The sequence below is a fragment of the Nitrospina gracilis 3/211 genome (genome assembly GCF_000341545.2).
In the GTDB taxonomy this organism is placed as follows: Bacteria; Nitrospinota; Nitrospinia; order Nitrospinales; family Nitrospinaceae; genus Nitrospina; species Nitrospina gracilis.
Window position 1 is genome coordinate 2,673,211 of record NZ_HG422173.1, and the last position, 23,906, is coordinate 2,697,116.

A 23,906-nucleotide genomic window follows, 5' to 3' on the forward strand; every position below is an offset into this window, starting at 1 on the left:
GCCCGCCACCACGTAATCGGTCTTGCCCGATACGGTGGAGGTCACCCGCCCGCCGGCCTTGTGGATGAGGGCCTTCGCCTCCTCGCGCGTGCGGTTCTCCAGCGTCCCCGTCAGCACGAACTGCTTGCCGGAAAGCGCGCCGTCTCCGGACCCCTCCGCGCGTTCTTCTTCCATCACCACGCCCATCTCTTTCAGGTGCGCGATCTCTTTCTTGTTCTTGTCCTCGTCGAAAAACTGGCGCAGGCTCTCGGCGATCTTCGGGCCGATTTCGTCGATCGACTCCAGGTCCTCGAACGACGCCTTCTCCAGCGCGTCCATAGTGTGAAACGTATTGGCCAGCACCTGCGCCACGCGCTGGCCGACGAAACGGATGCCAAGCGCGTGGATGAGGCGGCTCAAGCCCGCCCGCTTGCTTTTTTCGATGGCGTCGATCAGGTTCTGCGCCGACTTCTCGGCGAAGCGTTCGAGGTTCTTCACTTCCTCGTGTTTCAGCGTGTAGAGATCGGACACCGTCTTCACGCGGCCGGAGTGGACCAGTTGTTCCACCACCGCCGTACCCAGGTGGTCGATGTCCATCGCGTCGCGCGACGCGAAATGCAGGAGGTGTTCTTTCAACTGCGCCGGGCACGACGCGTTGACGCACCGCCACGCGGCCTCGCCTTCCTGGCGGACGATCGGCGTATCGCATTCAGGGCAGGTCTTGGGCATGGTGTAGGGTTGGCCGCGTTTGGTTCCCTCGGGCGTCACCACGCGCACCACCTTCGGGATGATCTCCCCGGCTTTGATGATGATGACGTCGTCGCCGACACGCACGTCGAGCTTTTTGATCTCGTCTTCGTTGTGGAGCGTGGCGCGTTTCACCGTGGTGCCCGCCACCAGTACCGGTTCCAGTTCCGCCACCGGCGTGATGGCCCCCGTCCGCCCCACCTGCACGTTGATGGCGTTCACTTTCGTCTGCGCTTCCTCCGCCTCGTACTTGTACGCCACCGCCCAGCGCGGGTGCCTGGCGGTGCTGCCGAGACGGTTTTGCGACCGGAGTGAATTGACCTTGATGACCAGTCCGTCCACGTCGTAATCCAGGGTCCGGCGTTTTTCCTGCCAGCGGTCGATGAGCTTCAACACTGCGTCGAAGTTTTTGCAGAGTTCGGTGTGCGGGTTGATGCGGAAGCCGAGTTGCTTGAGCATCTGGAGGGCGTCGTAATGCGTTTCGAACACCGGTCCTTCGATGTGGCCGACGCTGTACACCCAGATGCGGAGCGGCCGCTCGGCGGTAATGGAGGGATCGAGCAAGCGCACCGACCCGGCGGCGGCGTTTCGCGGATTGGCGAACGGCGTCTCGCCCCGATCTTCCCGCGCGGCGTTCAACTTTTTAAAACCGGTGTGATCCATGTACACCTCGCCGCGCACTTCGAGGTACTTGTGTTTCAGTTTGGATTGGTCGAGAGACAGCGGCACCGAGCGGATGGTTTTGAGGTTGGCGGTGACGTCCTCGCCCACCTTGCCGTCGCCGCGCGTTGCCCCCTGCACGAACAGGCCGTCCTCATACGCGAGGGTCACGCCGAGGCCGTCGATCTTGAGTTCCACCACGTACTCGACGTCGTCCGTTCCCAGCGTCTTGCACACGCGCTGATGAAAGTCCTCTACCTCCTCGACGTTGTACGTGTTGTCGAGGCTCATCATCGGTATCTCGTGCTTGACGGGATCGAACTTCTCCGACGCCTTGCCGCCGACCCGTTGCGTCGGTGAGTCCGGCGTGACGAGGTCCGGGTGCTTCGCCTCGAGTTCTTTCAGTTGGTCGAGCAGGCGGTCGTATTCGCGGTCGCTGATCTCCGGCTGGTCGAGCACGTAATACTGATGGTCGTGGTGATGAATGGTTCGGCGCAGCCGCTCGATTTCTTTTTCGATCTTGGAAGCCATGGAGGGAGTGTGGAATCAGGTTGGGTTCGGGAACTCAGGGAAGCTCCAGGTTCAGGGTGACATAATAACCGGACTGACCGCGTTGCACGAGCAGTAAAACGGAAGAATGCTTGCGCGCCTCGATGAGCGCGTCGTTGAAATCCGCCTGGTTCTTGACCACCACCCGGTTGACCTGCCGGATGACGTCCCCGGGACGGATGCCGATCCGGTACGTCTCGCTGTTGCGCCGCACGCTGACGATGACCACCCCCTGCGACGTGGCCAGGCGGAAACGCTGGCGCAGTTCCGGGGTGATGCCGCGCACCTCGATGCCCAGCCCTTCCTTCGCGAACTGCAACGCGGCGTTGTCCGGTATCTTCACCACATCCAGCCGCAGTTTGGCGTCGCGTCCGGCACGGCGGTAGGTGATCTCCAAACTGTCGCCGACGGTGTACGACGTCAGCTTGCGTTTGAAGTCGGCCTTGTCCAAAAGCTCGTGACCGTCTATGGCGGTGAGTATGTCGCCGGGCTTCAATCCAACACGGCTGGCGGGGCTGTCCCGAAACACCTGTGTGACCAGCGCGCCGCGGGTGTGATCCATCGCAAACTGCCGGGCCAGCATCGGCGTCAGGTCCTGAACCGACACCCCGATCCAGCCGCGGAACACCTCGCCGAATTCGATGAGGTCCTCGACAATGCGACGTGCCGTGTCGATGGGAATGGCGAAGCCGATGCCTTGCGCGTCCTGGAAAATGGCGGTGTTGATGCCGATCAATTCGCCGTTGATGTTGAGCAGGGGTCCGCCGCTGTTACCGGGGTTGATGGACGCATCCACCTGGATGAAGTCATTGTAGATTTCCCGTTTTCCGGCGTGGATGGTGCGGTCGAGCGCGCTGATGATGCCGGAGGTGACAGTGTGCTTGAGTCCGAACGGGTTGCCGATCGCGATGACGGTTTCCCCGATCATGAGATCGTGCGAGCGGCCCATCTTCACGTGCGGCAGGGGCTGGTCGGAATCGATCTTGATCACCGCCAGGTCGGACTTGAGGTCCGCGCCAATCAGCTTCGCTTCAAACTCGCGGTTGTCGATGAGCGTCACCTGGATGCGCACGGCCTTGGCGATGACGTGTTCGTTGGTCAGGATGTAGCCGTCCGGGTGAATGATGACGCCGGACCCCAGACTGCGCCGCTGGGATCCCCTCGAGTCGAACTGGCGGAAAAAAGGGTCGAGCAGGCCGTTGCCGAAAAAATCGCGGAAGGGGTTTTTGGCTTGAGGGGGAGCTTCTTCGGTGAAGATGTTGACGACGGCGGGCCCGACCTGTTGGACCGCTTCGACCACCGGCGTGCGTCGCGGGAAGGGTTCCGCTTCCGCCACCGGAGCCCGGGTCAGTCCGCAGGCAAGAGCGATCGCCGCGAGCAGGCAAACGGCACGCACCCATCGGTTCTTCATCATGGTTCTTCAGGCGTGAAAGACAACACGGAGCGGGAGGGCCCCTGCCCCGCCGCTCCGTGTGTGATTAGGGATTGTGAGATTGCCGGATCAGTTCAGCTTCACCGCAATGTAAATCGTGGTGCCGCCGCGTTTGACCAGCATCAGCGCCGTGTCCCCGGACTTCAACCCGCGGACCGCCGACTGGTAATCCTGCACGTTGGTCACCGGCTTGCGATTGACCTCGGTGATGATGTCGCCGCGACGCAGTCCGGCTTCACCACCGGATTCCCCCGGCGTGACGTCAGAAACCAGGACGCCCTCGGTGGTTTCCAGATTCATGCTTTGCATCAACTCCGGCGTGATGTCCTGCGTCTGGATACCGAGCGGGTCCAAAGCCGCGACCTTGGTCTCTTCGTCTTTGAGAACGGCAATAGTGACAGAGATGTTCATTGGCTTGCCGTCACGAATGATCTTCACGTCGACCGCCTCACCCGGAGGCGTGGCGGCAACGATTTTGGGAAGGCTTTCCATGGTATCCACTTTTTCCTTGCCAAACCGGACGATCACGTCGCCGCGCTTGATGCCTGCCGCCTCCGCGGGACCGCCGGGAATGACATCGCCAACCAGTGCGCCCTCAAACGATTTGAGGTTGAAGGAGTCCTTGAGTTCCGGAGTGATCTTCTGGATCATCACACCCAGCCAGCCACGGGTGACGGTGCCCTTCTCTTTCAGGTCGGGAAGGATGGATTTCACCATGTTGATGGGGATGGCGAAACCGATGCCCACGTTGCCGCCGGTGCTACCGGAGATGATGGCAGTGTTCATGCCGATCACCTGGCCCTTGATGTTGAGCAGAGGGCCGCCGCTGTTGCCTGGGTTGATGGAGGCGTCGGTCTGGATGAATTCGTCATAAGGGCCGGAACCGATGGCGCGGTCCTTGGCGCTGACCACACCCACCGTCACCGTGTGACTGAGGCCGAAGGGGTTGCCGATCGCCATCACCCACTCGCCGACTTCCAGCTTGTCGGAATCGCCGAAATCGAGGTGCGGGAACTTCACTTTATCCTTACCATCCAGCACCAGCTTGATGAGCGCGATGTCGGTTTTGGGATCGCTCCCCACCAGCGTGGCCTCGTATTCCTTTTCGATGGCGCCGCCGTCATCAATATTGACAATGATTTCCTCTGCACCCTGCACTACATGGTAGTTGGTGAGGACCAGGCCTTCCGGACTGATGATGAAACCGGAACCCATGCCACGCCGCGGCTGCGGGTCCTGCTGGCCAAAAAAACGGTCGTAGAAATCCTGAAACGGCTCGCGCGGCTCCCCACGAAACCGGGGTCCATTACCTCGAGGAGTCCGCGAACTCATTTGCGTTTTGCCCCGGATACTGATATTGACCACGGCCGGATTCTTTTCTTTGGCGATTTCCACAAAAATATTGCTTCCCAGCGGCATGCTCTGACTGCTGAGGGCGTGGGCGGAATCCGCCAGATCGAAGCCGGCCATCGGACCGGGAACGGTCACGGGAAACGTCCACAGAAATACCAGGAAACTGATGGCGGAAACTCTCTTCAACTGATTAAGCATTGGGAATCCTCGTTTTATAACCGTGTGGGCAATGGCTTGGATTGCACGGCCGGTCGGACCAGCCAGGCGACATTGCCAGATAAAAATGATAAGAATAAGCGGCCAACAATCCTTGGCTTGAACAGATAGTGGGGGCAAATTGACCGCAAAATTCAATTAAGATGAATGCGGGAAACCGAAAAACCTGTTTCGGGATTGGTCAAAAATCATCGACTTGAATTAAATTATATAATGTCCATTTCAGCATTTACAACTCTAAATCCAACGGTTTTATCCTATTGATTCAATTACATATTGACTCCATGGATGGGATCAAAGATAATCAAAAACGACTATCGGCGGAACATCTCCGGGGGATGTTCCGATCAACCCGCAACCTGATAGCCAACCATTATGAAATCGGGGTGGTCTCAGCTTGCATCCGCAAGACACGGGAGGCGCCCATCCTTGCCCCAACCATGACGAGACAGGAGCTCTCCACGGTGGACACACCATGAGCCTGTTCCTCACCGCCATCGGACTGATGATGATTTTTGAAGGCATCCCTTATTTCTGTTTTCCGGATCAGGTCAAAGCCCTGGCGGCAAAGATTCCATCCATTGAAAACGGTGTGCTGCGCGGCCTGGGGTTTGTCATCATCGTTCTGGGGCTGGTCGTCGTCTATTTCGGGAGGTTAATGTATTCCAATGACTGAATCGATCCAACGGACCCTTGTCGCCACCGCCGTTTTTGCCCTCTTGGGCCTCACCGGTTGCGCGGACACACCGAAGAAAGCCACCGGCCCCGCACCGGAGCAATCCCCGCCGCCTTCCGTGGCCATGCAGTTTCCCAGCGTCCCCATCCCGAAAGGCATTGAGCTCGACCGGGGCAAAACGTTCATCTACGAATCGGGAAGCGGTGATATCAAAGTGGGTCGGCTGGTATTTTCCGTCTGGAACAAGACTGAGGACGTAGTGGATTATTTTCGTACCGAGATGGTGCAGAACGGCTGGACACCCCTCCAGATTGTGGAGCACGACACACGCATCATGCTTTACCAGCGCAAGGGCCAGGTCTGCACGGTCAGCGTGACGCCGTCCCACCTCGGCAAGACACACATTGAAATCCAGATCGGCCCGAAATAAATTTTCAGGCCTTTCAGGCCACACGGGGACGGCCATTTTCATGAGACGCCCGCCCTTGTTCGTATTCATCGAACGGGTTTAGAGGCCCTGAGGCAACGCTCCATGTCTCGTCAGGATTCCAGCAACCGACAACGTATTCTCAACTTTCCCGTTCACCCGGAATACACCTTCGACAATTTCATTCTTTCCACAGGTTCGAAGTTTGCCTTCACCACAGCCCGGCAGTTTTCCACGGCCGACACTGCCCCCTCGCAAAGCCTGTTCATCGCAGGCGCGGCAGGACTTGGGAAAACCCACCTTTTGATGGCCGCCGGCAACCTTGCTTCCGAAACCCAATCCGCACTATACATTCATTGCGAGGACTTTGTTGCAACCGTGACTGACAGGGAAAAGTCTGGTGAAACGGCCCTCGCTCCTCTGGAAACTGTGGATCTGCTGCTGATGGATGACATGGACCGCATTGCGGGCCACACGGAAGCGCAAGAGAGGCTGTACCTGGTTTTCAACACGCGTCGCGAACAAGACAAACGCATTGTTTTTGCCGGGCGCACTGCCCCCAATCGCCTGCCCGATACGGAAAATTACCTGCGCTCGCGCTTTCAGTGGGGCATCACCGCGGAGTTGGGTCCGATCGACGACGCCACCACCGCGCGGCTGATTCATAAGCTGGCGCAGGACCTGGGGCTGGATATCCCGGGAAAGATCGCACACTACCTGCTCACACGTCTTCCCCGCGACTTCTCGTCGATCAAGAACGCGGTCGCCCGCATCAACACCGAATCCCTGGCGCGCAGGCAAAAGGTCACTCTGCCGCTGGTCAAAGCGGCGCTCGGACTGCAGGACGCATGACATGACCACTCCTTCCGTAGAAAACATCGCCAGCCTGGTCGATCACCTGGCCGCAACCATTCCCAACCGCGATGCTCTTGTGGTACCGCGTTCCGGCAGCTGCCGACGCATCACTTTCCGCCAACTTCAACGGGAAACGCACCGGCTTGCGGACGGGCTGCGCCAGTCCGGGCTCGACCACGGCGACCGGGTGCTGGTAATGGTGCCGTTCGGCATCGAATTCGTCACGCTTACTTTCGCGCTGTTCCGCATCGGAGCGGTGCCGGTGCTGATCGATCCCGGCCTCGACCGCAAACAGGTGCTGACCAGTATTGAGAACGTGGCGCCGACCGGGTTCATCGGCGTGCCCATGGCCCATCTCGCCAGGCTGGTGTACCGCAGGCATTTCAAATCGGTGACCCAATGGGTGACGGTGGGAAGACGCTGGTTGTGGAGCGGCATCACCCTGCGGTCCCTGCGCGCTCGCGGCGGCCGCGATGCGGTCCCGGTTGCGACCCGACCGGACGACCCGGCGGCCATCCTGTTCACAAGCGGCAGTACGGGACCGCCCAAAGGCGTGCTTTACACTCACCGGATGTTTACCCTGCAGGTCGAAAAGATAAAACAGCTCTACGGCATCACCATTGGCGAAGTGGACCTGCCGACATTTCCATTGTTCGGCCTGTTCGGCGTTGGGCTCGGTATGACCTGCGTTCTCCCGGATATGGACCCCACCCGCCCGGCAAAAGTGAACCCGGAAAACATCCTCGGACCCATAAAGCAATTCAACATCACCAGCAGTTTCGGATCACCCGCCCTGTGGGACACGGTGGCGCGGTATTGCATTGAGCACGGCCGAAACCTGGAACCGCTGAAACGCATCCTGATCGCAGGGGCGCCGGTTCCGGGATCGTTGCTCGAACGATTCGACCGCATTCTGGCTCCCGACGCAAAAGTCCACACCCCCTACGGCGCGACGGAAGCATTGCCGGTATGCTCGATCGAACGGCGGGAAGTTGTGGATGAAACCTGGACGCGCACGCAGGAGGGCGCGGGAACGTGCGTCGGCAAACCGGTGGAAGGCGTGGACCTCAGGATTCTCCACATCACGGACGATCCCATTCCGGAATGGAATGCCTCGCTGGAAGCGGCCCCAGGAACGATCGGCGAAATCGCCGTAAGTGGTCCGTGGGTAACGCGCCAGTACGCAGTGCTGGATGAAGCCAACCGCCTATCAAAAATCAAAGAAGGCGAACGCACCTGGCACCGCATGGGTGACGTGGGATACCTCGATGAACAAGGGCGGTTGTGGTTCTGCGGCAGGAAAAGTCACCGGATCGAAACGGAGACAGGGTCGCTGTTCACCATCGTTTGCGAAGCCATCTTCAACCGCCTCCCCGAGGTGAGGCGGTCGGCATTGGTCGGGGTGGGCAGGAAAGGTCAGCAGATTCCGGTCGTCGTGGTCGAATTGCACGACCCCCCGTCCATCAAGGACCCGGCGGTCAAAACTCGCCTGCTGGCGGAGCTCCTGGAACTGGGCTCAGCCAACCCTGTCACGAGACCCATCGACATGGTGCTGTTTCACCCGGGTTTTCCGGTGGACATCCGGCACAACGCTAAAATCAACCGCGAGAAGCTGGCCGACTGGGCGGCGGTCAAACTTGCCGACCGGTGAGGGACTTCAGGAACGAACTTCGTCGAGGTGCCCGAGGACCTGGTCCAGCAGTTTCTGGTCGAACAGTTTGCCGACAAGACCTTTCCGCACTTTCTCACCCACATCAAAAAACTTCTGCCGTTCAGCCCCGTCCGGCATCGGTGCCACCTTCAGCCCGTTTTTCTTCATCACCTCGATGGCCTTGTCGTTGTCCTTCTGCACCTGCTGAACCAGCTTCTTTAAATGCTTTGCGCTGATTTCCCGCACCGCTTTCTGGTGCGCGTCGGACAGCTTGCGGAAGCGGCGTTTGGAAATGAGCACCGCACCGGTGGCATTGCCCATGCGAAGCTCGGACATGTACCCCACCTTCGTGAACCATTGCAGAGCCAGCGCGCCGACGGGTGACGCGTACACGGTATCCAGCATGCCCGTCTGCAATGAAAGCAGAACGTCGGTGATGGACATGGGCAGGGGCGTGATGCCCAGATGCTTGTAGGTTTCCTGCACCAGAGGGTCGCCTTCCCACATCCACGCTTTTTTGTCGTGCAGGTCGCCGACCTGTTCGATCGGTTTCTGCGAGAAGAAATGAATCCACCCCACCGGCACCCAGCCGAGCAGGATGTACCCTTCCTTCTCGAACCGCTCGGAGAAGTAACCCGTCATGCGGTCATAGACGTGTTCGATTTCCTTGTCGTTCCGATACAAAAACGGCAGATCGAGCACCCGCACCTCGGGCAAAATTTCTCCCAGCCCGACGCCGGTGAACCCCGCCGCATGCACCTGTCCGATACGCATTTTGCGGATGACGTCGATCTCATCGCCAGACACGCCGCCGGGATAAAACTTGAACGCCACTTCGCCATCGGTTGCCTTCTCCACTTCCGCCGCCAGTTCGTTCATGCGGTTCATCCACGACGATCCTTCCGGCGCCAGCGTGGACAGCTTGATGAACGTTTTGGCGTGAACCGGGGTGGCCTGCACGGTCCACATAACCAGCGCAAACAGCAGGGATGCCAAGATACCGCAGGCGATGCACAGAAACCGTGTGCGGTTCGCGCGGGGAGCCGGGGGTGGGTGCGTTGCCGTCGCTTCGATCAGAAAAGAACATCCACATCCTCCAGAAGTTGTTTTGCTTTCAGGCGCGCCACCTGGTTGGCGAGACGCTGACCGGGCAACACGCCTTCCGGCGTCTCGACCACTTCATTCAAAAGCCGGGTATACAGTTGCTTATCCTGCGTCTGTACCGCCAGGGTTTTGGCGTACATCACCTGAATGATGAGGTATTTGCGTTCGGTCAGCTCGAGGGCGCGCTCGAAATGTTGCCGCGCCTGTTCCGGTTTGCCACCCAGCATGGGCGAGCGCGCTCCATAAAATCCCCCGAAGAACAAGTGTGGCCCGGCATAATGAAACGTTTCGTCCCACTCCAGCACCCGCCGCATAACCGCTTCCACCTTCGGGAATGCGACCAGCGCTTCCATGTCCGTGAGGTTGAACATCAGCCACGCGCCCCAGCACTGGCCCGTCCAGAACAGGCCCGGGAGAGCTTCCTTATCCACATCCTCAAGCGCGGACTTGAATTCGTCCGGCGGGAGTTTCAGGAGGTTTTCCGGAGCGCCGTTCAGGATAAGCGACCGCACGGCGTGGTTGCGTCCGCGCAGATAAAGGTCGGAGGCGCGTCGGTTGTCTTTGCCTTCAACGAAACTGAAGGAATAACCGCAGAATCCTTCCGCCAGCTTGAGATGATAGGAAGCGTTTTCGGGATCGGCCTTCACAAGACCTTCCATCATCTTGAGGCTGGCGGGGATGGCGCTTTCGGCCAGCTTGAGGTCGGGCTCCTCGTTGAGCGCCGCCACCTGGCCTTCGAACAAAGGAGACGCCATGCGAAGGACCATCTGGCGGGGTGTGCAGGCCTGAAAGAAAAGCAGAACAATCGCCAACGCGAGAAATCGGTATGCCATAGTCCTGAGATGATAACAAAACGAATGCGCCGCAACAACACAACAGCTTTGTTTTGACATGAAACGGCCATATTGCTATGTTTTAAATTCATCAGGGAAAGCGTCCGGAGCGTCGACCCGGATTCAGGCCGCGCCCGTTTGGCCCAACCTTCCATCCGGTTCCTTCAAACCGTTTATCAGGGGTTCTGCCATGAGCAAAGACGAAGAAAAGGAAGAAAGCAGTTTCAGTTTCCAGGACCGCCGGTCCTCCCGCTTGTCGGAGGAGGACAGCCAGCAGCAGGAGCAGCAAATCAAAAAGGAACAGGAGAAGGAGGCCCAGAAACATGCAGACCAGGAGGACTCTCACGCACACGGCCAGCAGGGCCAGATGGAGATCAACTTCTCTACCTTCGTACTGTCGCTCACTTCATCCGCCTTTTATTACCTGGGCGACATTCCCGACCCCATGACCGGACAGACGCAGGAAAACCTGCCCGCGGTCCAGCAGACCATCGACATCCTCACCATGCTCAAGGCCAAAACGCAGAACAATCTGGACCATGAGGAACAGAAACTGCTGGAGCAGTTGATCTACGAACTGCAGATGAAATACATCGCCAAGCAGAAAAAAGGCTAGGCGACCTCCCCCCGATTTTTATGGCCCACTTCGCCGGTTGCCCCGCTTCGGTCCCGGATGGTATCTTGAAGGCATAACGCACTCAAAGGGACCGCACAATGACCACCCAGTTCGCCGATCACAACGGCATTTACCTTTACGGCATGACCGACCCGGAAGACCTGCGGCGGTACATCCAGCAGAAATACGCCGAGGCGGAAATCCAGTACGCTTACGAACACCTGCTGGAAGGCGCGAAGGCGCTGGCGAAACAGGAAAAAATTCCCCCCATCCAGGCACTGTGGAAAATCCTCGACCGCGCTTACGAGGAAAAAGCGCCGCCGCTGACCTGCCAGAAAGGATGCGCGCACTGCTGTCACACCGGCGTCATGATCACCGAACTGGAATGGGAAGAGATGGTGAATGCCGCGCGCCGGAAAGGCATCGACCTCAACGACATCATCGAACGCGCCGGGAAAAGCATGCACAAGGTGGAGAAGACGCTGGAGTCCGGTGTGGATCCGGACAAGGTGGACTGGTACACCATGGTCATCAACCAGCCCTGCCCGTTTCTGGAAGAGGACCAGAGTTGCGCCGTTCACGAGAACCGGCCTCTGGACTGCCGCACCATGGTGGCATTCCGCGAGGTGTGCGACTCCAAAAAGCTGGAGCACGCGCAACGTGGCGCGGTGATCGAGGAAGCCGTGGCGCCGACGGTCATCGCGCGCTTGCAGTACGAACAGACACCCAAGTTCAAACGCAGGAAATTCACCGGTTCGCAGAAACTGCGGCTCATCCAGCACTGGCTGCTGGTTTGGAGACAGAAGCAGAAGAAAAAAGAAAAAGTAATCGCCGATTGCGCATCCCCCAACCGGAGTCCACACCATGCCCCGCGCCGCCACACTGATTTCACCCAGGACCATCGAACTGCAGGACCGTCCCGACGCGAAAGCCGGGGCGGGCGAAGTGGTGGTCGCGGTCGAACATGCGGGCGTCTGCGGCACCGACCTGGCTCTCTTCTCCGGCGATTATCCTGTGCCCCTGCCGCTCGTCTGCGGACATGAATTCGTCGGCACCGTCACGGAAACCGGTAGCAACGTGGCCCCGGAGTGGAAGGGGAAACGCGTCACCGCCGAGATCAACAACACCTGCACTGCCTACGGGTCTCCCACACCCTGCCGCGCCTGCCAGCGCAGCATGCCCAGCCACTGCCAGAACCGCACCGTTACCGGCATCATCTCCAAAGACGGTGCGTTCGCCGAAGAGATTGCGGTTCCAGCAGGCGCTCTCCACGATATTCCGGAAGGAATCGATCCCATCACCGCCACGCTCATCGAACCCCTAGCTGCGGCATTGCAAACCTTCGTCATGACTCCGCCAAAAGAAAACGACGTGGTCGTGGTATTGGGTCCGGGCCGCCTGGGCATCCTCATCGTGTTCGTCGCATCCGTTGTGCACAATCTGAAGGTGGTGACCGTTTCGCGGAGCCTGGAGAAGCGCGACCGTGCCCTCCGGTTCGGCGCCACGGAGGCCTGTTCTCCGGAAAATGCCCGCAACCTGATCCACGGCTTGACGGATGGCCTGGGCGCAGACATCGTGGTCGACACCACAGGTCGGCCGGAAGGGTTCGCTCAGGCTCTGGGACTGGTCCGGCCCCGCGGCACCATCTCCGCCAAGACCACCTGCGGCCTGCCCGCCGAAGGGTTGGACATGACCAAGCTGGTGGTCGACGAATTGTGCGTGCAGGGTTCACGTTGCGGCCCGTTCGCTCCGGCGGTGGACATCCTCGCACAACACCAGGACACGTTGAAATCGCTCATCACATCCGTGCAACCGCTCACAAATGCGCAAGCGGCCATCGAATCCGCCTTCTCCGAAAACAAGGTCGTGATCAGTATGCGGGGCCAGTAAATTTCGATTTGTAAGTTTTCGGCTCCACGGACTACCAACTCCCAAAACCGGGTTTCAAACGGACCGGATCCAGAAACCCAATACTCACCGGCAACACAGGGAGGCGTCATGGAAAAAGTCACAACCAAAGCACAGGAACTCCTCGACAAAGCCGAAAAAGGATTTGGCTTCGTGCCCAATGTTTTGAAAGAACTCGCGGTCAGCCCGGAAACACTGGACCTCTACCTGAGTGGTACGGCGATCATGAACGACACCGTGCTCAACGAACGCGAGAAGCAACTGGTCATTCTCGCGGTGTCCACTTTCAACGGGTGCGGTTACTGCAAGGCGGCGCACGGGATGGTGGCAACAAAAGCCGGTGCGAGTCATGAAGATGTCGAGGCGGTCAAAAACAAAACGCCGCTTAAAAACGAACGCGACCAGCACCTGGTGGACGCCACCTCCCGCACACTTGAGAAAAAAGGCTGGCTGACCGCCGAGGACTTGAGTGAGTTCGAGGGCTGGGGCATCGACCGCCGTCAGGTGTTTGAGATTGTTGGCATCATCGCGCTCAAGACCATCACCAACTACGCCAACCACATCGCCCACACCGAACTCGACGACGTGTTCAAACAGGGATGAAGCGGGTGGAGATCAGAACCCCGGTTCGCCGTAACCGCCGCCGCCGGGGGTGAGCAGGCGCAGGCGGTCACCGGGATTCACGTTGATTTCGTTTTTGCCGCCGAGGTTTTCCTCGGTGCCATCGGTGCGTAGAAGCAGGTTGACCCCGCGTGCGGCATCGTCGCCACCGTTCAACCCAAACGGCGCGTGCACGCGGCGCTCACACAGAAGGGTGACCTGCAACGGTTGCAGGAATTCCAGTTCGCGGACGAGTCCAGCGCCTCCCCGGTAACGCCCGTTTCCTCCGGAACCCTTGCGGATCGAAAACTCCCACAATAAAACCGGATAGCGTTTTTCGAGGATTTCGGGATCGGTGATGCGCGTGTTGGTCATGTGCGTGTGAACGCCGGAGCGTCCGTGCCAGCCGGGTCCCGCCCCCGCCCCGCCCCCAATGGTCTCGTAATAACCGAACCTTTCATTGCCGAAGGTGAGATTGTTCATGCATCCCTGCGAAGCCGCCGCCGCACCGAACGCTTTCAGCACCACGTCCACCACGCGTTGCGAGGTGAGCACGTTGCCCGCCGCCACCGCCGCGTGTTTGGACGGATTCAGGATCGATCCCTCCGGGATGACGAACCGCACCGGATTGAGACAACCCTGGTTGAGCGGAATATCGCGGCGCACCAGGCAACGCAGGCAGTAAAGCACCGCCGAGCAAGTCACCGCCACCGGCGCGTTCAGGTTACCCGCCACCTCCTTTCCCGTGCCGGAAAAATCGAACAGCGCACCCCCGTTTTCCTGCAACCCGACCTGCAAGTGAATCGGAGTCCCGTCGTCCATGCGATCTTCCGCCGCCAGAGGCTGACCGCCGTGCTTGCGGTACAATTCTTCCAACACTTCGCGTACCGCCATCTCGGCGCTTTGCTGGATGTAACCCATGTACGCATGCACCACGGGCAGGGAGTATTCCTTTATAAGCGAGCGAAGCAGGTCGATACCGCGCCGGTTGGCGGCGATCTGCGCCTTGAGGTCGGACACATTATCCGCCAGCGCCCGCGTGCCGGAAAGCATCTGCGGTTTGTCATAACCGGGAATATCCGGCGGCGTGGTGAGCAACTTTCTCAACGCCTCTTCCTGGAACAGGCCTCCCTTTACCAGTTGGAACGACTCTACCGCCGCACCCTCTTCCTCGATGCGCGTGGAGAAGGCGGGCATCGATCCGGGCGTACTGCCGCCGATGTCGGCATGATGACCCCGACTGGCGACAAAGAAGACAGCGCGCCCGCCTTCAAAGACCGGGGTGATGACGGTCATGTCTGGAAGATGCGTGCCGCCCGCCTGAGGGTGGTTCGACAGAAACACGTCTCCCTCCTGCATGGCGTCACCATGGAGGCGGATCTGTGCCCGCACCGCCTCGCCCATCGATCCCAGGTGCACCGGCTGGTGCGGTGCATTGGCGACGAGTCCGCCTTCCGGATCGAAAACGGCGCAGGAAAAATCCTGCCGCTCCTTGATGTTGGTCGACACCGCCGTGCGCTGGAGCGTATGCCCCATCTGTTCGGCGATCGACATGAACCGGTTGCTGAACAGAGCGAGCTGCACCGGGTCCCAACGCGTGTCCGCTTTCGCCTCCGTTGCGGCCCCGACTTCGATTTCCACATCGCCTTCCTTCGTGATGCGCGCCGTGCAGTCGGGTTCGACCAGAATGGTGGAGGTGTCATTTAGAAGGATCGCCGGACCGGTTAATTTTTCCTCCGCGCCCATCGACTCCAATCGAAACACCGGCGTCTTCTGCCAGCCGTCTTTGAAATAACAGTCCGTGAGTGCGGCAGGCGGCGTGGGTGCTTCCTTTGGAGCGAGCGGTGGCACGATTGGCCGGGACGTTTTGCCGATGCCGCGTACGCGCAGGCCGTCGATGAGAATCGGCCGCCCTTCCAGTTCGAATCCATACTCACGCCGGTACAGGACACGGAACGGAGTGGCGAAGTTGTCGTCCACGGGACGCCGGACCATGACCGCATGGTCGGTGCCCTCATATCGCAGGCTCAAAAACTCCTGCACCTCGATGGAAGCCGGATCGAATCCTTCCGCCTGCAACGCCTCTTGAGCCTTCCCGCGCAGATCCGCAAGGCGGGGTTCCCACCTGGCTTTGCTGTTCGCATCCCAGACCCACGACACCGGTTCTTCTTTTTCCACCACCACGTCGGCCAGGGCCAGCCCGTAGGCCGAGAGGATGCCCGCGAAGCGATGGATGAGGATGCGGCGGATGCCGAGCGAGCGGGCGATGGCGCAGGCGTGCTGTCCCCCGGCGCCGCCGAAACACGACAGCGCATGCGTGCGTACATCGTGACCGCGGGCGATGGAAAGCTCGCGGATGGGACGGGCCATGGTTTCGTTCGCCACCTCGACACATCCCAGAGCAATGGCTTCGAGACTCATCGGCGACTCGCCTCTTTTCTCTTGCTCCGCGTTGATGTTCTGGGCAAGCGATTCGAATGCACGGCGCGCGGTGTCTGTATCAAGCGGTTCGTCATGATTGGGACCGAAGATATGTGGAAAAAACTCCGGCACCAGCCTCCCGAGCAGGAGGTTGGCGTCGGTGAGGGAGAGGTGACCTCCCTTGCGATAGCAGACCGGCCCGGGGTGTGCTCCGGAAGATTCCGGTCCCACCGCCAGCATGCCGTTCTGGAAAAACAGACGCGAGCCGCCGCCTGCCGCCACGGTTCGGATATCGAGCTGCGGAGCCATCAGGTGAACGCCGGCAATTTCCGTTTCCTGCACCCAGTCGTATAGGCCATCGAAGCGCGACACATCGGTGGAGGTGCCCCCCATGTCGAAACCGATGAGCGGTTGCGGATGGTGCGGATCGAACCCCGTCGCCGCGTAACCCACCACACCACCGGCCGGTCCCGAAAGAATCCCGTTCGACCCTTTGAACCGGTCGGCGCGGACGAGTCCCCCGTCCGACTGCATGAACAGGAGGTCCGCTTTGGGATTCTGAAACCGCCTTCGAAACCCTTCCAGATAGCGCCGGATATGGGGCGTGAGGGCCGCGTCCACCACAGTGGTCTGCCCCCTATCCACCAGTTTGATGCGCGGCATGGTAGCCGATGACACTGACACGTGCCCGAACCCGACCTCGCGTGCCAGTTTCTCTATCTTTTTTTCGTGCGCATCGTAGGCGTAGGCATGGAGCAGAACCACGGCGAGGCTCTCGATTCCCTTGTCCTTGAGGCGTTGCAGGTCATCGTGAACCTCCCCCCATTCAGGAGTGGCCAGCACCTCCACCGCATCGCCGGAAGGACAACGGATGGCGTGTGGAGTGCCGTCGATTTCATCGGGTTTGAGCAGGCGCAGGCGTTCGTCGATTTCGAGCACTGCAGAGTAAAGCGGTTGCGGCGTGGGGATGGCGAGTTGGAACAGGTGCGGGCGGTTCTGCTTGCCGATGACCAGCGCGTCGGCGAAACCTTTGGTGATGATGAGCGCCGTCTTCGCTCCCTTGCGTTCGAGGAGCGCGTTGGTCGCAACCGTGGTACCCATCCTCACCCACTCGACGGACGAAGCATCAAACCCTTCCTTTGGTAAAGGCGTGCGCAATACCTCTTCCAGAACACGGCGGATACCCTCGACCGGCGCATCGGGATAGTGGTCCGGGTCCTCCGAAAGCAGTTTGACCACGCGGTAACCCGGCTCTCCCGGCACTTCCGCGTACACGTCGGTGAAGGTCCCTCCGCGGTCTATGGAAAATCGGAAACGTTTGGAGTCGGCCATTGGCACCTCTCCCGGTCAATGGCTAATGCGCAACGCGCGGCGGAAAGGAGAGCCAAAGTCCATGGCCTGGAATCATTCCGCAAGGAGGTCGAAGGTTTTTCCTTCGCGGGCCAGAAAGCAGTTCAGAGTGGTGTCACCACCGATGGCAGCCAGGTACTTGCGGGTTTTGTCGAGGATGTTGACCAGCTTGAAATCGCTGTAGGTGGGTTCGTGATGGTAGAAAGCCAGGTTTCGCACCCCTGCCTCCAGCGCGATGTCCACGCCGATGAACGTCGAGCTGTGTCCCCAGTCTTCCTTCTCAACCCCTTCGATGAAAGTGTATTGGGAATCGAAAATCAACAGGTCCGCCTCGCGGAAAAAGTCGATGGTGGGTTTGAGATCATCCGGCGACAGCTTCTTGTATTCGGCATCCGTAGCATACACAACTGACTTGCCGCGGTATTCCACCCGATAGGAGAAACTCATCCCGGGGTGATCCATCTCCTTCCAGGTGACAATGACCGGATCGGCCTCCTCCCCGAACACGATATTCTTTTCTCCATTCAGGGTGAGCACTTCAACATCGGCCGTGAAGGAACTGAAGGCCACCGGGAAATAACGGGGATCCTGCTGGTTCATGAGACGTTCTTTGATATCCTTATGAACCCCGTAAAATCGGATGCGGTTGCCCTTGGTGAACAGCGGCACGAAAAACGGCAGTCCCATGATGTGGTCCCAATGGGTGTGCGACAGGAAAATGTGGACTTCCCCCTGCCCCTTTTCAAATTCCCGTTGCATATAGTGATGCCCAAGCTCCCGCAACCCCGAACCGCAGTCGAAAACCAGATTCTTGCCCCCCACTTCCAGTTGCACGCAGGCCGAGTTGCCACCAAAACAACCGCGGACATGCTCTGGAAGCGTACTGACGTATTTCTGCCGACTGGCTTCGTCCTGCAAATCTGCGGGTTTAGCCATTTCCAGCGCTTTCAAAATTTTTTCCTCGATATCGTGGCTCAACTGGGGGGAAGGCAACGACCCACGGACACCCCGGAAGGTTACTTGAAATTGGTCTGCTGGCATGATGAGTTGTTTTGAAACCGGTTTCTGAAATCAGGGTTGGCGTGAACGCAGGGAACCCCACCGAGGGTTCCGCCGCTCATGTTGATGCCGTTCCGGCTGGGAACGAGTTTTTAATTATAAAGGATTGGTCTCATTTATAAAGCACTTCCTGCGCCATATGCAGGCTGTCGCGGGTTTTATCGATCATTTCATCCAGCATGGCGGGGGTCAATCCGTAGGATTGCAGGAAACCGCGATCCAATTCCTCCTTGTAAGCAGAAATATTGTGGTCCATGCCAAAATGGTTGGCGACGTCGTTGGCCATGATGACACTGAGCAGGGTGGGAAACTTTTTTCCTTTTTCTGACACCTGCAGAAAATGCTTTTCCACAGCCAGCACCACATTGGAAGGGATCGGCCACCATTTCCTGATAAACTCCGCTCCCAGTTCCGGATGGGCGATGCCGAACCGCTTCTGCTCCAGTACGTGCAAGGGTTGGTTGATGCCGCGCACCTCTTTCAAAAACTGTCCGTATTCCTTTGGAATCACAAAACTGAACACCATAATGCCGATGTCGTGCATCAGGCCGGAAAGGTAACAGGGGTCCGGATCGCAATTCAGTGGCTTCAGGTTTTCGGCCAGAAGGCGCGCGAGGATGGCCACGGCCAGCGAATGCTGCCAGAACTTTTTCTGATTCAACGCACTTTCGCGTAAAAACAGCTTGGGCAACTCCAGCGTGTAGGCGAGGTCCAGGATCATTTTCAGACCCAACCGGATTATGGCGTCGGGCAACTTCTCCACCTTGCAGCCGGTGCCGCCAAAAAACACGCTGTTGGAAAGCTGGATCAGTCGGCCGGACAGGATAGGTTCGGTTTCTATCAAAATGGCGATGTCGCTGACCTGGCTTTTGGGACTGCCAATTTTGGCTTCCAGACGGTGCAAAATGTCCGGCAAAGGCGGTATGTTCTTCTTCTCCTGGATGATTTCCAGAATGTGTTCCCGCATGGGAGGAAATATTCAAAAAAATATTGATATAAAAACTGTTAGATGCCCGATGGGACCAAAAAGGGGTTTCACATAACGATTGTCACTGGTTTCCCCAAATCTGTCAATGATTTATGGAAGTTTCACCTGCACGACAACATTCCCAGATAAAGGTTGACCTCCCACCTACAAACCCATACAATCAAAACGATTTTATCCATAACTGATTGACTTTGAACAGGTTATAGGTTAGCTCATGGAATCATCAGCCTTGGTTCACCGGACCCCCTGATTTCGGGGGCTTCCCTTTTCCCCTTCAAATCAATCATTCAATCAGGATCTGTCCCAATGGAAAGCCGACAACGCTTCTCACTAACCTGTAAAGGCCTGTTTATATTATGGGTACTGGCGATCGCCTCCGCCTGCACGCATGACCTGACCCCCGCCATGGGGCACGGGCATGGGGCACTGAGCCCCGCACTGAAACGAACGGACAACCTCAATTCCAAACGCATGCCAACCAAACCCGTTTCTCATGAATCCCCCACGCTGGATGAAACCATGCCTTATGATGTGGAGGGCAAGGTGTATCAGCCGCTGGACCGGGCTGACGGGTTTTCCGAGGAGGGGGTCGCTTCCTGGTACGGGCACCCGTTTCATGGGCAGGCAACCTCCAATAAAGAAGTGTATAATATGAATGCCCTGACGGCGGCACACAAAACCCTGCCGTTTCATTCCCGTGTCCGGGTGACCAATCTGGAAAATGGAAAAGAGGTGACTGTCCGCATCAATGATCGGGGCCCTTTTGTGGGGGACCGGGTCATCGACCTCAGTTTCAAGGCGGCGCAACTGCTGGGTATGGCCGACCAAGGGACCGCAAGGGTGCGCGTGACGGTGCTGGAATCCGGAACCGCCCGGAAACCCGAAGTCACCCTGGCCAGCGGACCGGGCACTGTTTTCTACAGCATTCAACTGGGCCTCTTTGAAAACCGCAACTCGGCGGAGCAGCTCTCGCGGCAATACGATGGCGAAGTGCGTCCGGTGGACCGCGATGGCCAAACCTGGTACCAGGTGATTGCAGGCCATGCCCCCGATTACGAGAACGCCATCCTCCTGAGAGAAAAACTCCGTGGACAAGGGCGGGAAGATGCTTTTATTATAAGGAACTGGCGGCCCTCTTCGGCCGCGCTCAATAACCGACTCCCCTGATTTATCAATGGGTTCATATTCATGCGACTTCCGATCATCGACAAACTCGAAAAAGATTTAATGGAGAGCAAACGGGAACTGGAAGTGGACATTCCCAAAGCGCTCAAAGTGGCCACCGACATGGGTGACCTCAGTGAAAACGCCGAATACAAAGCCGCCAAGGAGCGGCAGATGTTTCTGGAATCCCGTGTCTCGCAATTGCAAAAACGCATCAGCGACATCGTGTCCATCGACATCAACCGCATTCCCAAGGATCGCTCCGGTCTGGGAAGCACCCTGCTCCTGAAGGACCTTGATTCCGGAGAGGAAAAAACCTTCAACCTCGTTTTTCCTGAAGAAGTGAATCCGGAGGAAGGCAGGATTTCCCTCGCCTCGCCGCTGGGCAAGGCACTATTGGGAAAAACCGAAGGCGACGACGTGGAATTGAACTTTAATGGCAAGCAACAGGAATTCGAGGTTTTACAGGTTACCACCATTCACGACAGCATGAACAATTCAGGGCATGGATCCTGACATAGAACATGGCAAAAAATTATTTACCTTTTGAGAAGGTCCAGGCACACCCCTGTTTTCTGGATATTGCGGAGTGGCCGGACTGGAGAAAGGTGTTCGGCAATGACAAGCCGCTCAAACTGGAAATCGGTTTCGGCAACGGCAATTTTTTGATCGACATGGCCGTGCGCGAACCGGACAGCAACTTTGTGGCGATGGATTTCTACCACAAGGGAATCCGCAAAGTGATCACGCGTCTCGACCGACTGCAGATACCCAACGTTCGACTGGCTTACGGCGACGCCAAGGAACGCATTCCCGGAATTTTTCTGGACGGAGAACTGGACGAGGTTTATATCAACTTCCCGGACCCGTGGCCGAAGAAACGGCATCACAAGCGGAGGCTGATGAAACCGCCTTTCATCGCCATGCTGTCGCGCAAACTGAAAATGGAGGGATCGCTGAGGCTGGCAACCGATCACGAGGAATACTTTCATGAAATGATCGAGTTTCTGAATGCCGAGTCGTCCCTTCAAAACCGCCACCCGGACAAGGGTTACATTACGTTTCGGGAAGACACGCCGCGCACCAAGTACGAACGGAATTTCATCAACGCCGGCAAACAGATTTATTACATGGATTTCATCAAATGCGCCGAGGTGGCGGAACCGGAACCCGTCTCCCCCGCCCTGGCCCCCTGAATTTCATTTTCATTGAATTGCATTACGGAGAAGACTGTTGGCTAACAAAGAACGTGTGTTGATCGTCGATGACGAAAAAAATATAGTCAGTTCCCTGCAGGAAATTCTTTCCGACGAAGGCTACGAAATCGCCACCGCCGAGGATGGGCTGGATGCTCTGGAGATGGTACAGAACGACCCTCCGGACCTCATCCTGCTCGACATCTGGATACCGGGCATGGACGGTATCGAGGTTCTGCGCACCCTCAAGACGTATTACCCGGAAATCGAAGTTCTGGTGATGTCCGGCCACGGCACCATCGACACCGCCGTCAATGCCACCAAGCTGGGTGCGTTCGATTTCATCGAAAAACCGTTCTCGCTGAACCAGATCGTGCAGTCGGTGGGCAAAGCTCTGGCGCAAAAGACATCCAAGAACGGCATCAACGGTCACGCTCCGCAAAAGCACGAACTCCCCCATTGTTTTCAGATGATGGTGGACGTGAAGAAAACCATCAAACAGCATGCCCGCACCGGCCGGCCGGTGCTCATCCAGGGAGAAACAGGAACCGGAAAGGAATTCATCGCACAGGCGATTCACCAGCAGAGCCGGAAGAACAACATGCCGTTCGTGAAACTCCATTGCGGACTGCGCCCGACGAACCAGATCAAATCGGAACTTTTCGCCCAGGAAAGCACCGGCAAGACGAAGGGACGCAAGCGGCTCCCGTCGCGGTCGCATCCGTCGCGCCGCCGCGTGGTGTACCTCAAGAATGTCGATACGTTGGCCGCACCGGTGCAGGAACGCCTGGCCGAATGCCTGAACCCGGAAGCCCCCGCGGACGTCTCTGCGTACCTCCTGCCTTCACGCATCTTTGCCTCTACCAATCGCGACCTGGAGGACTTGGTGGAAAAGGGAGAGTTCAACGCGGATCTTTACGAATTCCTCAAAGAACAAACCGTGTACATCCCTCCACTCAAGGAACACGCGGCGATGATTCCCTCTCTCGTCACCCGGTTCTTTGAAGAACAGGCGGAACGCACCGACCTGCCCGCACACCAGGTTTCTCCGGACGCGATGGACGTGCTCAGCCGTTACGACTGGCCGGAAAATTTGAAGGAAATGCGTCTGGTGCTGGAGCAACTTGGGCGCAAGGTGCACCCGGAAGACGAAATCACGGTCAATCACCTGCCTCCCGCCATCCGGGCCATGCAAACGGGTGCGGCCACCGCCGCTACCAACGGCAACGGCAAGGGGCAACTCAAACAGAAAACGCTGAAACGCAGTGTGGTGTTGTGCGGCAGTGGATTGCATTCCGGAATCAAAACCGGGCTCATCATGCAACCCCTTCCTCCGGGAAGTGGCATCATCTTCGGCGACATCTCCAGTGGGGCCACCATCCCGGCTCGTCTGGAAAACGTGCAGTCCACGGAATATGCCACCATCCTGCGCCGCGGCACGGCGTCGGTATCCACCATCGAGCACATCATGGCCGTCCTGCACATGTACCGCATCAACAACCTGCTCATCAAGATCGGCGACGAAGCGCCGGTGATGGACGGATCGGCCAAGGATTTCTGCCAGCTCGTTGAAGACGGGGAGTACGAGGACCAGGAGGATTATTACGAAGAACTGGTGATCAAGGAAAAGCTCAGCTTCGGCGACGACCCGAACAAGGCGCACATCAGCATCGAGCCCTACGACGGGTTCAAGGTCTCCTACCACATGGAGTATCCGGAACCGATCGGCGTGATGGATCACGTATTCGATTTCTCCAGCCCGGACCAGTTCAAAAAGGAAATCGCCCCGGCGCGCACCTTCGGTTTCATGAAGGACGTGGCCATGCTTATGAAAATGGGTTTCGCTGCGGGTGGAAACCTGGACAACTTCATCCTGCTCGACGAAAAGAAAGTCCTCAACACCGAACTGCGTTACGAAAACGAATTCGCCCGCCACAAGATTCTGGACATTCTCGGCGACTTCTACCTGCTCGGCAAACCGGTGAGGGGCCACATCAGGGCGCACAAATCCGGGCACACCCAGAACATCGGCCTGCTCAAACAAATCCAGGCAGCTTATTGCTGAGGTCGACGCAGTCCGTTGATTCCTGCTTTCCTCCGGTGGTAATCTGGTCGCAGTAAC

20 protein-coding genes are annotated in these 23,906 nt (G+C 58.2%); 12 read left to right on the plus strand and 8 right to left on the minus strand.

The features are described 5' to 3' along the window. The 3 genes from ligA to TX82_RS12800 form a co-directional block, all read right to left on the minus strand. On the minus strand, positions 1–1,917 hold a 1,917-nt coding region (gene ligA / locus TX82_RS12790), incomplete at its 3' end, for an NAD-dependent DNA ligase LigA (RefSeq protein WP_042251276.1). Positions 1,918–1,951: 34 nt separating this feature from the next. Beyond that, positions 1,952–3,349 carry a Do family serine endopeptidase gene (locus TX82_RS12795; protein WP_005011506.1) on the minus strand — a complete coding sequence of 466 codons (1,398 nt, stop codon included), beginning with the start codon at positions 3,347–3,349 and terminating at the stop codon, positions 1,952–1,954. 87 nt (positions 3,350–3,436) lie between these two features. Then, a complete protein-coding gene (locus tag TX82_RS12800) occupies positions 3,437–4,918 on the minus strand; it encodes a DegQ family serine endoprotease (protein ID WP_005011508.1) in 1,482 nt (493 codons plus the stop codon). A 493-nt stretch (positions 4,919–5,411) separates the two neighbouring features. On the opposite strand from TX82_RS12800, the gene TX82_RS12805 reads away from it, so the two are divergent. The 4 genes from TX82_RS12805 (at position 5,412) to TX82_RS12820 (ending at position 8,545) form a co-directional block, all read left to right on the plus strand. Beyond that, positions 5,412–5,612 carry a DUF2065 domain-containing protein gene (locus TX82_RS12805; RefSeq protein WP_005011511.1) on the plus strand — a complete coding sequence of 67 codons (201 nt, stop codon included), beginning with the start codon at positions 5,412–5,414 and terminating at the stop codon, positions 5,610–5,612. Beyond that, entirely contained in the window at positions 5,605–6,042 is a 438-nt protein-coding gene (locus TX82_RS12810) for a hypothetical protein (protein WP_005011513.1), read from the plus strand. Before TX82_RS12805 ends, TX82_RS12810 begins: the two co-directional genes overlap by 8 nt. A 102-nt stretch (positions 6,043–6,144) precedes the next feature. Then, positions 6,145–6,891: a DnaA/Hda family protein gene (locus tag TX82_RS12815; RefSeq protein WP_005011516.1), complete on the plus strand. Its 747-nt coding sequence runs from the start codon at positions 6,145–6,147 to the stop codon at positions 6,889–6,891. A 1-nt stretch (position 6,892) separates the two neighbouring features. Next, on the plus strand, positions 6,893–8,545 hold the full coding sequence (locus tag TX82_RS12820; RefSeq protein ID WP_005011517.1) for a fatty acid CoA ligase family protein: 1,653 nt from the start codon (positions 6,893–6,895) through the stop codon (positions 8,543–8,545). A 6-nt stretch (positions 8,546–8,551) separates the two neighbouring features. On the opposite strand, the gene TX82_RS12825 is transcribed toward TX82_RS12820, so the two are convergent. Both TX82_RS12825 and TX82_RS12830 read right to left on the minus strand, forming a co-directional pair. Next, complete coding sequence (locus tag TX82_RS12825) at positions 8,552–9,541, minus strand: TRAP transporter substrate-binding protein (protein ID WP_005011520.1); 990 nt, start codon at positions 9,539–9,541, stop codon at positions 8,552–8,554. Between the two features lie 77 nt (positions 9,542–9,618). Further along, entirely contained in the window at positions 9,619–10,482 is an 864-nt protein-coding gene (locus TX82_RS12830; RefSeq protein ID WP_005011522.1) for a TRAP transporter TatT component family protein, read from the minus strand. Between the two features lie 190 nt (positions 10,483–10,672). On the opposite strand from TX82_RS12830, the gene TX82_RS12835 reads away from it, so the two are divergent. The 4 genes from TX82_RS12835 (at position 10,673) to TX82_RS12850 (ending at position 13,609) form a co-directional block, all read left to right on the plus strand. Continuing rightward, positions 10,673–11,098 (plus strand): DUF1844 domain-containing protein, encoded by a 426-nt coding sequence (locus TX82_RS12835; protein ID WP_005011524.1) that lies wholly within the window; start codon positions 10,673–10,675, stop codon positions 11,096–11,098. A 98-nt stretch (positions 11,099–11,196) separates the two neighbouring features. Continuing rightward, positions 11,197–12,141: a YkgJ family cysteine cluster protein gene (locus TX82_RS16875; protein ID WP_005011525.1), complete on the plus strand. Its 945-nt coding sequence runs from the start codon at positions 11,197–11,199 to the stop codon at positions 12,139–12,141. Then, positions 12,047–12,988 (plus strand): alcohol dehydrogenase catalytic domain-containing protein, encoded by a 942-nt coding sequence (locus TX82_RS12845; RefSeq protein WP_244875059.1) that lies wholly within the window; start codon positions 12,047–12,049, stop codon positions 12,986–12,988. The genes TX82_RS16875 and TX82_RS12845 overlap by 95 nt, the downstream gene beginning before the upstream one ends. A 108-nt stretch (positions 12,989–13,096) precedes the next feature. Next, positions 13,097–13,609 (plus strand): carboxymuconolactone decarboxylase family protein, encoded by a 513-nt coding sequence (locus TX82_RS12850; RefSeq protein ID WP_005011530.1) that lies wholly within the window; start codon positions 13,097–13,099, stop codon positions 13,607–13,609. A 12-nt stretch (positions 13,610–13,621) separates the two neighbouring features. On the opposite strand, the gene TX82_RS12855 is transcribed toward TX82_RS12850, so the two are convergent. The 3 genes from TX82_RS12855 to TX82_RS12865 all read right to left on the minus strand — a co-directional run bounded on the left by TX82_RS12855 (position 13,622) and on the right by TX82_RS12865 (position 19,403). Beyond that, entirely contained in the window at positions 13,622–17,359 is a 3,738-nt protein-coding gene (locus TX82_RS12855) for a hydantoinase B/oxoprolinase family protein (protein WP_005011532.1), read from the minus strand. 72 nt (positions 17,360–17,431) lie between these two features. Further along, entirely contained in the window at positions 17,432–18,313 is an 882-nt protein-coding gene (locus TX82_RS12860) for an MBL fold metallo-hydrolase (protein WP_187291973.1), read from the minus strand. Between the two features lie 235 nt (positions 18,314–18,548). After that, positions 18,549–19,403: an HDOD domain-containing protein gene (locus TX82_RS12865; RefSeq protein ID WP_005011537.1), complete on the minus strand. Its 855-nt coding sequence runs from the start codon at positions 19,401–19,403 to the stop codon at positions 18,549–18,551. A 327-nt stretch (positions 19,404–19,730) separates the two neighbouring features. On the opposite strand from TX82_RS12865, the gene TX82_RS16395 reads away from it, so the two are divergent. The 4 genes from TX82_RS16395 to lpxC are packed head-to-tail and all read left to right on the plus strand — an operon-like array spanning position 19,731 to position 23,849. Beyond that, positions 19,731–20,591, plus strand: a complete 861-nt coding sequence (locus TX82_RS16395) for a septal ring lytic transglycosylase RlpA family protein (RefSeq protein ID WP_005011539.1) — start codon at positions 19,731–19,733, stop codon at positions 20,589–20,591. Between the two features lie 21 nt (positions 20,592–20,612). Continuing rightward, entirely contained in the window at positions 20,613–21,104 is a 492-nt protein-coding gene (locus tag TX82_RS12875) for a GreA/GreB family elongation factor (RefSeq protein WP_005011540.1), read from the plus strand. Positions 21,105–21,112: 8 nt separating this feature from the next. Further along, positions 21,113–21,784, plus strand: coding sequence for a tRNA (guanosine(46)-N7)-methyltransferase TrmB (trmB, locus tag TX82_RS12880; RefSeq protein WP_005011541.1), 672 nt, complete (start codon positions 21,113–21,115; stop codon positions 21,782–21,784). A 37-nt stretch (positions 21,785–21,821) separates the two neighbouring features. After that, positions 21,822–23,849, plus strand: coding sequence for a UDP-3-O-acyl-N-acetylglucosamine deacetylase (gene lpxC, locus TX82_RS12885; protein WP_005011542.1), 2,028 nt, complete (start codon positions 21,822–21,824; stop codon positions 23,847–23,849). The last annotated feature ends 57 nt before the right edge of the window (positions 23,850–23,906 follow it).

Bases quoted from the DNA above. Each gene is read 5' to 3' on its own strand.
- TX82_RS16395 (WP_005011539.1), top strand. From the start codon at position 19,731: ATGGAAAGCCGACAACGCTTCTCACTAACCTGTAAAGGCCTGTTTATA.
- TX82_RS12810 (WP_005011513.1), top strand. From the start codon at position 5,605: ATGACTGAATCGATCCAACGGACCCTTGTCGCCACCGCCGTTTTTGCC.
- TX82_RS12875 (WP_005011540.1), top strand. From the start codon at position 20,613: ATGCGACTTCCGATCATCGACAAACTCGAAAAAGATTTAATGGAGAGC.
- TX82_RS12865 (WP_005011537.1), bottom strand. From the start codon at position 19,403: ATGCGGGAACACATTCTGGAAATCATCCAGGAGAAGAAGAACATACCG.
- TX82_RS12815 (WP_005011516.1), top strand. From the start codon at position 6,145: ATGTCTCGTCAGGATTCCAGCAACCGACAACGTATTCTCAACTTTCCC.
- TX82_RS12820 (WP_005011517.1), top strand. From the start codon at position 6,893: ATGACCACTCCTTCCGTAGAAAACATCGCCAGCCTGGTCGATCACCTG.
- TX82_RS16875 (WP_005011525.1), top strand. From the start codon at position 11,197: ATGACCACCCAGTTCGCCGATCACAACGGCATTTACCTTTACGGCATG.
- TX82_RS12835 (WP_005011524.1), top strand. From the start codon at position 10,673: ATGAGCAAAGACGAAGAAAAGGAAGAAAGCAGTTTCAGTTTCCAGGAC.
- TX82_RS12830 (WP_005011522.1), bottom strand. From the start codon at position 10,482: ATGGCATACCGATTTCTCGCGTTGGCGATTGTTCTGCTTTTCTTTCAG.
- TX82_RS12860 (WP_187291973.1), bottom strand. From the start codon at position 18,313: ATGGCTAAACCCGCAGATTTGCAGGACGAAGCCAGTCGGCAGAAATAC.
- TX82_RS12800 (WP_005011508.1), bottom strand. From the start codon at position 4,918: ATGCTTAATCAGTTGAAGAGAGTTTCCGCCATCAGTTTCCTGGTATTT.
- TX82_RS12795 (WP_005011506.1), bottom strand. From the start codon at position 3,349: ATGATGAAGAACCGATGGGTGCGTGCCGTTTGCCTGCTCGCGGCGATC.
- TX82_RS12850 (WP_005011530.1), top strand. From the start codon at position 13,097: ATGGAAAAAGTCACAACCAAAGCACAGGAACTCCTCGACAAAGCCGAA.
- TX82_RS12855 (WP_005011532.1), bottom strand. From the start codon at position 17,359: ATGGCCGACTCCAAACGTTTCCGATTTTCCATAGACCGCGGAGGGACC.
- TX82_RS12805 (WP_005011511.1), top strand. From the start codon at position 5,412: ATGAGCCTGTTCCTCACCGCCATCGGACTGATGATGATTTTTGAAGGC.
- trmB (WP_005011541.1), top strand. From the start codon at position 21,113: ATGGCAAAAAATTATTTACCTTTTGAGAAGGTCCAGGCACACCCCTGT.